Source organism: Ruminococcus sp., assembly GCF_017549005.1.
In the GTDB taxonomy this organism is placed as follows: domain Bacteria; phylum Bacillota; class Clostridia; order Oscillospirales; family Ruminococcaceae; genus Ruminococcus.
In genome coordinates this window covers 167928-178189 of record NZ_JAFYYT010000037.1, presented here as the reverse complement: position 1 = coordinate 178189, position 10262 = coordinate 167928, and the positions used below count along the sequence as shown (strand labels likewise).

The 10262-nt window shown below is 48.9% G+C and carries 6 protein-coding genes; 1 reads left to right on the top strand and 5 read right to left on the bottom strand.

Annotated features, from left to right (window positions below; genetic code table 11):
* Positions 1 to 172: 172 nt before the first annotated feature.
* The 5 genes from IKW96_RS09380 to IKW96_RS09360 all read right to left on the bottom strand — a co-directional run bounded on the left by IKW96_RS09380 (position 173) and on the right by IKW96_RS09360 (position 6496).
* Positions 173 to 1579: a family 16 glycosylhydrolase gene (locus IKW96_RS09380; RefSeq protein ID WP_296573647.1), complete on the bottom strand. Its 1407-nt coding sequence runs from the start codon at positions 1577 to 1579 to the stop codon at positions 173 to 175.
* A 177-nt stretch (positions 1580 to 1756) separates the two neighbouring features.
* Positions 1757 to 3289: a glycoside hydrolase family 3 protein gene (locus tag IKW96_RS09375; RefSeq protein ID WP_296573643.1), complete on the bottom strand. Its 1533-nt coding sequence runs from the start codon at positions 3287 to 3289 to the stop codon at positions 1757 to 1759.
* 264 nt (positions 3290 to 3553) lie between these two features.
* The gene (radA, locus tag IKW96_RS09370) at positions 3554 to 4930 is read right to left on the bottom strand and encodes a DNA repair protein RadA (protein WP_296573640.1); all 1377 of its coding nucleotides are present in this window, start codon (positions 4928 to 4930) and stop codon (positions 3554 to 3556) included.
* Between the two features lie 11 nt (positions 4931 to 4941).
* Positions 4942 to 6003: a hypothetical protein gene (locus IKW96_RS09365; RefSeq protein WP_296573638.1), complete on the bottom strand. Its 1062-nt coding sequence runs from the start codon at positions 6001 to 6003 to the stop codon at positions 4942 to 4944.
* A 148-nt stretch (positions 6004 to 6151) separates the two neighbouring features.
* Positions 6152 to 6496, bottom strand: coding sequence for a hypothetical protein (locus tag IKW96_RS09360; RefSeq protein WP_296573635.1), 345 nt, complete (start codon positions 6494 to 6496; stop codon positions 6152 to 6154).
* 216 nt (positions 6497 to 6712) lie between these two features.
* Between IKW96_RS09360 and IKW96_RS09355 the strand changes: the two genes are divergently transcribed.
* Complete coding sequence (locus tag IKW96_RS09355; protein ID WP_296573632.1) at positions 6713 to 10087, top strand: glycoside hydrolase family 97 catalytic domain-containing protein; 3375 nt, start codon at positions 6713 to 6715, stop codon at positions 10085 to 10087.
* The last annotated feature ends 175 nt before the right edge of the window (positions 10088 to 10262 follow it).

Genomic DNA, 10262 nt, shown 5'->3' with positions numbered 1-10262 from the left:
GGGCGTTAGTTTTCGTTGGGCGTCCTGTTTGGAAAAATTTAAGCTGGAAGTTTTAGGAAAGGAGTTTGATGAAGAACCCTTTTTCAAAAGGGTTTTCCTCAATAAATTCTCACAAATACTTCTCTATGCGTACCGCACATATGTCGGCTGTTTTAGGGTAAGAATGGGGAGATTACGATATTTCTTCAACTCTGACATTAGAGATGTAAACTGTAGCAGTAGAGCCTCTGTGTCCGAGGTTGAACTCGAGACGGCCGTTGTTATCGTCCTTGTCCTTCATCTCGAAGTCATAGGTGAATGTCTGCTTTTCGGGAGTTACCTTGAGCTTTGTGTCCTTGAGGTAGCGTATCCAGCCTGCTGACGGAGCGGAAACGCATACGATGATGTCTCTCTCCTCGTCGGCATATGCGTCAAATGTCACACGGTACTTCTTGCCCTTTATCATAGGAAGATCGGGCTGTACAAGCTGTACGGAGTAGTCCTCTGTGCCTTCCTTTTCGGAAGTAATCACGATCATATTATCCTTTATCTCAGCCGCGCCTTCTCCGCCGTTGAACAGGAGGAACTTCCAGTTAACATCATCGGTAAGATCCTCAGCTTCTGAGAAATCGCCGTTGAAAATGAAGTTTCCGTCCTCAAGTGCCTTGCGGAATTCCTTTTCGGGCTTCTTGACATTTGTGTCGTACTCGGGTTTCTGATAAACTCTAACGTAGTCAACCTCGAACTCTGCCTTGTCGAAATCTGTTGTAGCGTCGGGATTGCCCGGCCATGTTCCGCCGACTGCAAGGTTGAGCTGAACGAAGAATGGCTGATCGAACGGTGCAGGGTAAGGCTTTTCGTCCTCTCCCTGAACTGCTGTGAACCAGTCGTTTACTGTATTGTAGAGATTTCCGTCGATATACCAGCGGAATTCACCCGGCTCCCACTCAACAGAGTACTCATGGAAGCTGTCAGCGTAGGTCTGACCGGTCAGACCCCATGTGCCCTGCTGTTCACCGTGAGGCTCGCCGTAGTGGAGAGTACCGTAAGCTGTGCTAACATCGTTTCCGAGGACTTCCATGATGTCAATCTCGCCGCACTTAGGCCACTGACCGTAGAAGCTCTCGTCCTTGGGCATCATCCAGATAGCAGGCCATAAGCCCTGTCCCTCGGGTACCTTAGCGCTTACTACTACCTTGCCGTAGGTGAAATCGGTCTTGTTCTGACCTGTTACCTTACCTGATGTGTAGTAGTCCTTGCCGTTCTTTTCGGACTTGATAGCCTTGATGACCAGCTTTCCATCGCGGACGAACACATTGTCCGTGGAAGTTGTATACTCCTGGAGCTCCTCGTTTGTCCAGCCCGGCTCGTGGGGCTCGTAGTTCCACTTTGTCTCGTCGAGAGCGCTGCCGCTGAACTCGTCGTTCCAGAGAAGATTGTAGCCGTCCAGCTCGGGAACGTCCACAGCTTCTGTAATTGCCTCTGTTTTGGCTTCTGTAGGCTTTGTGCTGTCTGTGTCTGTATTGTTGCTGCTGCAACTCACTGAGCAGGCGAGCATTGAAAGAGCAGCAATAACTGATAAAGCTTTCATTTTTTTCATGTTTTTTCTCCTTAAATAATGAGGTTTGTACCTTATGGCATTATTATAACTTTTTATAGTGAAAAATGATAGTAAAATGCAGAGATTTATAGTAAACTGATGATATAACATAAAATGCCGCACTTGAAGGACAGTGCGGCATGAATGCTTGTGAGTTCAAAGCTTAATTCAGCTTTTTCACTTTTTCAGCAGTCCGAGAGCGTATTTTTTTCTGAGTATACGCATAACGCTTTCATTTATGCGCTCCTCTGATATCTCGCCGCTGCGGACAGCCTCGCAGACCTCATTCACAGCCTGTCTGTAGTCAACTGGCATGAGGATAATGTCCATTCCTGCCTTTATTGAGAGCTTTGCTGCTTCGCCAGAGGTATAGACCTTTGAGATAGTGTTCATCTGCTGTGAATCGGTTATGGCAATGCCATCGAAGCCAAGCTCGCCGCGGAGCATTTCGGTAACAGCCTTATAGGAGAGGTCGCAGGGGAGCTCGTCGCCAAGACCTGTTACCGACTGATGACCTACCATTATGAAGTCCACGCCGGCCTTTATGCCCTCGGAGAAGGGGATAAATTCGGTACTGCGGAGCTCGTCCAGCGTTCTGTCTATGATGACTGTTGAATTAGTGTGAGTATTGCCGTTTTCTGCACCAAGTCCGGGAAAATGCTTCAGAGTAGCGCAGACTCCTTCATTCTGGAGCCCCTTTGCCACGTATGAGGACATATTCGCAACTACTTGCGGATCATCGCTGAAAATACGGTTTCCCAGCTCGTTGGAACTGCATATATTTATATCGGCAACAGGCGCGAAATCAACGTTGAAGCCGAGCATTCCGAGGTCTCTTCCGATAGAGCTGCCGATATTGTAGGCAGTATCACTGTTGTTTTCTGTGCCGTAGTATGCCATATCCTTGAATTTGGCGGTGCCGAGCTTCTGGGCGCAGCGAGCCACAAGTCCGCCTTCTTCGTCAACGGCGGTAAAAAGTCCGATGCCGCAGGCTTTTTTTGCGTAGTCCTGAGTTGAAGAAAGCATTTTCTTCGTCTGATCCCGTGATGTAAGGTTCTGGGCGAATAAGATGATACCGCCCACAGGGACTTCCTCTATAGCCTTCTGAGTACCGCCGCCTACCTGAGTCATAGGGGATATACCTGTAAGAGCTTCGGGAGTTACCATGAACATCTGTGCGACTTTCTGCTCTAAGGTCATGCCGTCAAGCACGACCTTTGGCAGGGGATTCTTATTGGTAGTAGTCGTGGTCTCTGCCTGAGTTGTCATGAAAGTGGTTGCTGTCATGGCTGTGGTTGTGGTCTCGGAGGTCGTGGTAGTTGCACTCTCACTGTCGTGATGAGACTGATCATTTTCAGGGGAGCTGTTATCATCAGGCTGCTCATTTTGCTGGGAAACCTGAGCTTCTGTATGCTTCTGCTCATGCTGCTCGTGCCGTGCTTCTGTCCGGGGCTGAGTATGGGCAGTTCCGGCAGCCGGAGCAGAGGTTTTTGCCGCAGTTTCAGAAGTCGTATTTTCTGTTACTGCAGAAGTTGGCTTTGTTTCAGTCTGTGTATATGTAGTTTTCATGTCTGTATGTAAAGGCTCTGTTTTTGTTATCTCTACTGCAGCCGTTTCGGGGCTGCTGATGTCAGTGGAAGAATTTCCGCCGCAGCCTGTGAGCAGCAGGCTGAGAGAGAGCAGAGCCGCAATTGTATTTCTGTGTTTCATTGCTGATTCCTCCTGATGTAGGTTCTACACTCACCGATTGCAGGGAGCAAATCTTTGATTTGCGTATCTGCAAGGACATAAAAATCTTTCATAATATTCGTTTTTACGAATATTATATCATATAATGTATAAAATAGCAACAATAGCGGAGAAAAAGTGCAGTTTTTCTTTATTATGCCGCAACTTGGTGGGGAGCACTGGTTCTGTGCCTGCGGCATACAATTAAACAAACGGCTCGGAAGCTGCTGCTTACGAGCCTAAATGCTATTTTATCACTGCAAATGCCTGTTTTAAAGTACTTGCAGGAACGATTTCGATATCATAGTCCTTAGGGTCAATTGAGGACATGGACTGCTTCGGCACAACGCAGGTCCTGAAGCCCATTCTTTCGGCTTCGCGGATACGCTGGACTATATGGGATACGGAACGTATCTCGCCGCCGAGTCCTATCTCGCCGAATGCGACGAGCTCCTCGTCTATCTGCTTGTCCATTATTCCTGAGTACAGTGCCATTGCAACAGGCAGGTCGCCTGCAGGCTCGTCAAGGCGGAAGCCGCCAACGATATTCAGGTACACGTCGAGACTTCCCATGAATATCCCCAGTCTCTTTTCAAGGACTGCGATAATGATGTTGAGCCTGTTGAAGTCAAAGCCTGTGACCATACGTCTTGGCGCAGAATAGCTTGTTTTTGCTGCAAGAGCCTGCACCTCCGCGAGTATGGGACGGCTTCCTTCCATAACACAGGAAACGCAGGTGCCCGAAACGTTGTGGGGTCTTCCTGCAAGGAGCATCTGCGAAGGATTTGCCACTTCTCTCAGTCCCTTGTCGATCATTTCAAAAACGCCGATCTCGTTTGTGGAGCCGAAACGGTTCTTCACGGCACGGAGTATACGGTAGCTCTGATGACGCTCACCCTCGAAATATAGCACGGCGTCCACAATGTGCTCCATGACCTTTGGGCCTGCTATAGCTCCGTCCTTATTGACATGACCTACTATGATTATCGGTATCTCCAGATTTTTAGCCGTATGCATGAAAAGGTTGGTACATTCCCTAACCTGAGTGATACTTCCGGGACTTGAAGCGATACGCCCGATGCTCATGGTCTGAATAGAGTCGATTATAGCGATATCCGGGGCGCTTGAAGCTATGGTCTGAGAAACAGCTTCTGCGTCTGTAGCTGTAAGGATATACAGGTTTTCGGTGTCAACGCCGAGGCGGTTTGCTCGGAGCTTTATCTGCCTTGCGGATTCTTCTCCGGAAACGTACAGTACGGAGTGGTCTTCTCCGAGAAACTGGCATATCTGCAGAAGTATGGTACTTTTTCCGATACCAGGCTCTCCGCCGAGAAGAACAAGAGAGCCTTTCACAAGTCCTCCGCCGAGTACCCTGTTAAGCTCTCCGATACCTGTGTCATAGCGCACGTCGCTGTCAGCTCCGATATCCTCGAGCTCGAGGATATTGTCGGAAAGGTCGGGAGCAGTTCCCGCAGAAGAAAGTGAGCGCGAACCTGAGGGAGCAGTATCTGCGATATCCTCCTCAAAGCTGTTCCATGCACCGCAGGACGGGCATTTTCCGTTCCATTTGGAACTTTCGTAGCCGCACTGGTTACAGGTGTATATGTATTTTGATTTAGCCATTTTTTACCTCGTCAAGCAAATACGAGCTTGATATTGTCAGATGTGAACAGGTATTTTCTTCCGCATACCATAATGCTGTCCGATGGCTTGAAGCTGCTTGTGCTTTCACTTGAAAGCGACCAGCTTTTGAGCTTTCCAGTCTGGTCGGGGGCATAAAATATGCCGTTCTTTATATCAAGGCGCAGACAGCCGTTTGCATCGCCTGTTGCTGTTATTTCCCTGACTCCGTCGTTATCGAGGTAGTAAACGCTCACAGGCATTTCCTCAAGAGAGCCCGAGGATACGATGACCTCGGGAAGTCCGTTGCCGTCAAGGTCTGCAAGTTCAAATGCGGAATCGGCAGACGAAGCGTTCTGAAGAACGTCGGAAAGCTTTTCCTTGTATTTCTTTTTCTGAGCGTCAGTGAGGACCTCGCTCCAGCTCTCGCTGCAGTGTACTGCGTACTGAATGGAATCGTCGCCGAATGTGTATTTTCTGCCGACTCTGAAGCTGTCCTCGTTCTGATAGGCGTTTATCCTTTCCTCAAACTCGTCAAGGGAAACGCCGTCGCCGTTTATCTCGTAGCGGATAACAGCTCCCGAAGAGGCGCTGTTCATATTTGTATAGTAATCGAAATCCACGCTGTAGAAGCCGTCGGTATAAGTCTGATATTCGCCGACTGTGAACTCCTCGCCTGCGTATTCGTAGCCGATAACGAGTATGGACGGGAAGTAATCGAACTCTCCGAACGAGCCGCAGACAGCGATCTTTGTAAGCTCGGTGCCGATGATGGAATATACCTCGCACATTGCCGAAGCGTCGTCCGAGGGAGAGATTATGAGCTCGGGGATACCGTCATTGGTGACATCGCGGAGATCGAACATAGATGAATCAGAGCAGGCGGCTGACACCTGAAACTGCTCCAGCTTGTTCTGATATTCCTCCTGCCAGTCAAAGACCACGCTTTCGGGCGAAGTTTTAACAGCAAGGGGATCGGGCTGCGAGCCGAGTACATTCTCTGTTTTGGAGCATCCTGTCATTGCTGAGAGCAGAGAAGCTGCCATGATGACATATGCGGATCTGTTTATTTTCAATGTAGTTGCCTCCCAAATATATACATACAAAAATTATACCACTTTTGACAATATATGTCAATTGATATTATTACAGGGGATAAATAGAAAATTATCGGGAAATCACGGGCTTTTTCGTTGAAAAGCGACTGTTACCGCTTATCTGTCCTCAGTTCCCAGTAAAACTTTCTTGCAGCCTGCGGAAAGTCCTGAAAACGCCGTGTTCCGGGTCGTAAAAAGTTCCCTCGCAGTACAGCGACCAGTGCCAGCAGCGGGGAGTTTCAAGGCTGAGGAGGGCAAGGGGAGGGAGGTCGGCTTTTGAATGTGCCTGTTTTCTCTCGTCGGATATCAGGACTCCGTGAGAGCGGAAAACCGACTTCATTTCCTTCAGGTCGGTCTCCCTGTCGTTACCGAGGAGAGAGCATATATATTCGGGAGTTTTTCCCAGTACCATAGCCAGTACAGCCTGTCCGCACTGGAGGTCGGTAGGCTCGTGTATGTAGTCGATATTCATGGTATCACCTCAGAAATATTGTACCATAACACAGAAATGGTGTAAAGCTTTTATTTATGGTAAAATCTCCACCTGTTATTTGTTTTTGGGGTTGAATTTTTGTATAAATTGCGATATAATGTGCATAGGGGATAATTAAAATCTAAGAAAGTTCAATAAATTATAAATAATGCACATAAATATATGCTTTTGAACTTTCAAGAAGGAGGAATTAAAATGAGGGAAAACCTGATCAGGCGAACCGTGGGGATTGCGGCTGCATTATGTATCACAGCACAGTCCGCTGCACAGTTCACACCACAGCCGATGACGGCGAATGCTTTATCAAGCTATGCCAACGCTGTTGTTGAAAACTGCGGCAGCGCAAATGGAAACGCCGTTATCAAGGGCATGAACGCAAGTGTTGAGTTTGACGGCAAGCTCGGTTCAAATGTGCTCGACCTGCACGGCGACAGCTTCGGAAGCGGCTGGCTGCAGCTGCCTGCCGGTATGTTCGGCAAGGGCTGCGAAAACGGCTTCACTTTTTCGCTGAAATTCAGGCTGGACAGCGAAGCAGAAAACTACACAAGGCTTTTCCAGTTCTCGCCGGTTGCTTTCGGCGCAGGAGCGGCTCCGAGCTATTCTTCGCCCGATATTTCTGTAGACCTCAAGGATAAGAAGTCCTACAGGACAAGCATTTTCGCCGGCAAGGGAAGTACGACCGAAAACGACGAGAAGCACAGGGCGATATTCGATCTTCTCACAGCTCCCGACAGCATGGAGTGGCATGAGCTCACAGCGGTATATTCGCCGACTGACGCTCAGTTCTACATGGACGGCAAAAAGCTCTCAACAAGCGGCAGCGATACCCTCTCCGATACAATGAAAAGTCTTTTCGGCGAGGGAGTTCTCCCGTCCTACACATATAATTCCATCGGCCATTCAGTGTATACGGACAGCGATATACGTGCCTGTGTGGACGATATCAGAATGTACGGCTATGCGCTTTCGGCGGCTCAGGCTGCAAAGCTCCCCGACGATGAGCTGTATTATTTCACATTTGAGGAGGACACTGTAAAGGAGGGCGAGGCGCTTCCCGAGGAGGAGACAACTGCCGCTCCTGACGGTACTCCACTCACGGGGCTTCCGTCGCTGGAGACTGTTTCTCCCGATAGATCGCTTTTGATAAAGTTCTGGACTGATCCGCGCGGAAGTTACTACTATTCCGTGTACAAGCAAAGTGCAGGCAGAAGCTCTATGGTCATAGAGCCCTCTAAACTGGGACTTGTCACTACTTCCGAGGACCTTTCATCAGGCTTTTCACAGACAGCTCCGTCAGCTTCCTTTGTAGAGCATGACGAGACCTACAAAATGCCATACGGCAAGCATACGACTATCCGCGACAATTATACCGAGCTCTCATTCCCTCTCAGAAAGGGAAATTCCACGCTGACGGTGTACTTCCGTGCGTATGACGACGGTATCGGCTACAGATATTCCCTTGATCACGGCGCGACTATCAAGGAGGAGACCAGTCAGGTTATGTTCCCTGACAAGAGCAGGTTCTGGGGAAACTGGCCCAACGCCACCTATGAGTGGGACATGGTGGAGCTGCCGAGAGACAGGGCAAACGAGACTAATGCAACATATTCCTGTCCTTATACAGGAGTTATCAACGATAAATACTGGGTCACTGTCACGGAGGCTGGCGTTTTCAACGAGGACGAGCCCTACTGTGCAGGTGCTCTTCAGTTTGTGGGCAACTATCACAGACTGAGATTCAAGGGCGGTGTAAAGGTAAGCTCCATCTCAATGAAAAATGCTTTCCATACTCCGTGGAGAGCTGTAGTAATAGGCGATGACCTTGACGAAATGGCTTCAAGCGACCTGATACTCAACCTCAATCCCCCCTCTGTAATAGAGGACACAAGCTGGATACGCCCGGGAAAGACTGCTTGGTCATGGTGGAGCAGCGGCGGCGATTCACCTGTTGAGTACCATACTCAGAAGGACTATATCGACTTCGCGGCAGACAACGGCTGGGACTTCGTATGTCTCGATTTCGGCTGGGCGCTCTGGGACGACAGTGAAGCAAAGGTCAGGGAGCTCTGCGATTATGCGGCGGCAAAGGGCATAGGCATCTATCTCTGGTACGGCGTAAACAACAAGGGCCACTCGGGCTACAAGGACAGCAGAGGAAATCCTGCATATCCTTATTATTCGCTGCTGGACGAGGCTACTATAGTCCGCGAGTTCGAGCGTATAAGAGGCCTCGGAGTAAGCGGCGTCAAGGTAGACTACTACGAGAGCGATACTCAGGAGACCATGAAGCAGATGAACCTCTGTGCAAGGATAGCTGCGGAAAATCATCTTATGGTGCTCTTCCACGGCTGTACAATACCGCGCGGAGAGAGCAGGACTTACCCGAATATAGTGTCATTTGAGGCTGTAAACGGTACGGAGTATTATAAATGGTTTGATGCTCCCGCACTTGCAAACCGCGTATCCTACACATTCACACGAAATGTAGTGGGTTCGGCAGACTTTACTCCTACGGGAATACCGATATACGGCATAAAGGCAACGGCAGGCTTTGCACTTGCGGACGTTGTTACCATAGAGTCGGGTATACAGCATTTTGCACATTCGGTATACACCTATCAGGGCAACAAGGCTCTGCCTTTCCTCAATGACGTGCCTGTTGCATGGGACGATATGAAAGTGCTTGACGGCTATCCCATGCAGTTCAACGTGACCGCAAGAAGAAGCGGCGGCAGCTGGTACGTCGGAGCTTCAACACTTTCTGCAAGAAACGTGACCGTTGATCTCTCAAAGCTGATTGACGACGACGGAGTATATACGGCTTATATCTTCGGCGATAATAAGGACGGCAACGAAATAGAGGTAACTGTATTGGAAAATCTTACAAAGGACAGTTCCATAAAACGCGATCTCCTTGCAAACGGCGGTTTCGCAATGAAGATAACAAAGAGCGGTATGAGACTTACAACTCCTTACAGCAACTTCAAGTTCTATGAAGCTGAAAATGCAAAGATATCGGGCAATGCAAGGATAACCTCAGGTAAGGACGGCAAGTACAGCTCAGGCAGCGCATATGTAGGATATATCGGCGGCGGTGCAGACAATGCCGTAACTTTCGAGAATGTGAACGTGGACAAGGCAGGGGAGTATACTCTCCGTATCTACTATGTTTCGGGCGAGAGGAGGAACCTGAGCGTTGACGTGAACGGCTCAAAGGCTGCGGACCTCAGCGGACTCTACGCTAACAGGAACGACTGGTCGGGTATTGCAGCAGCCGATACAAAGGTAACTTTCAAGGCAGGAAATAATACTGTCAAGCTTTACAACGCAGGCGGAAACGGTCCGTCCATTGACCGTATCGCCGTTGCTATCCCTTATGAGGACGTTACAGGCGATGTAAACCTGGACGGAGAGTTCAGCGTTGCAGACCTTGTGCTCATGCAGAAATATCTCCTCGGTGCAGAGAACTTCAACAAGAAGCAGTTTGCGGCGGCTGATCTTAACAGCGACGGAAATGCCGATATTTATGATATGATCCGTTTCCGTAAGATGATACTTGAGAAGAGCTGAGAACAAATAATAAGTTTGGGGCGCACAATTGTGCGCCCTGCTTTTTGTCAGAAAAAATTTAGTTTAACCTATTGACATTAAGCACAATATGTGATAGAATAATCAGGTGAATTTTTATGGCAAAGTGGATTGACAAATATGCTGATATGCGGCTATAACTTCAACGGCACAGCTC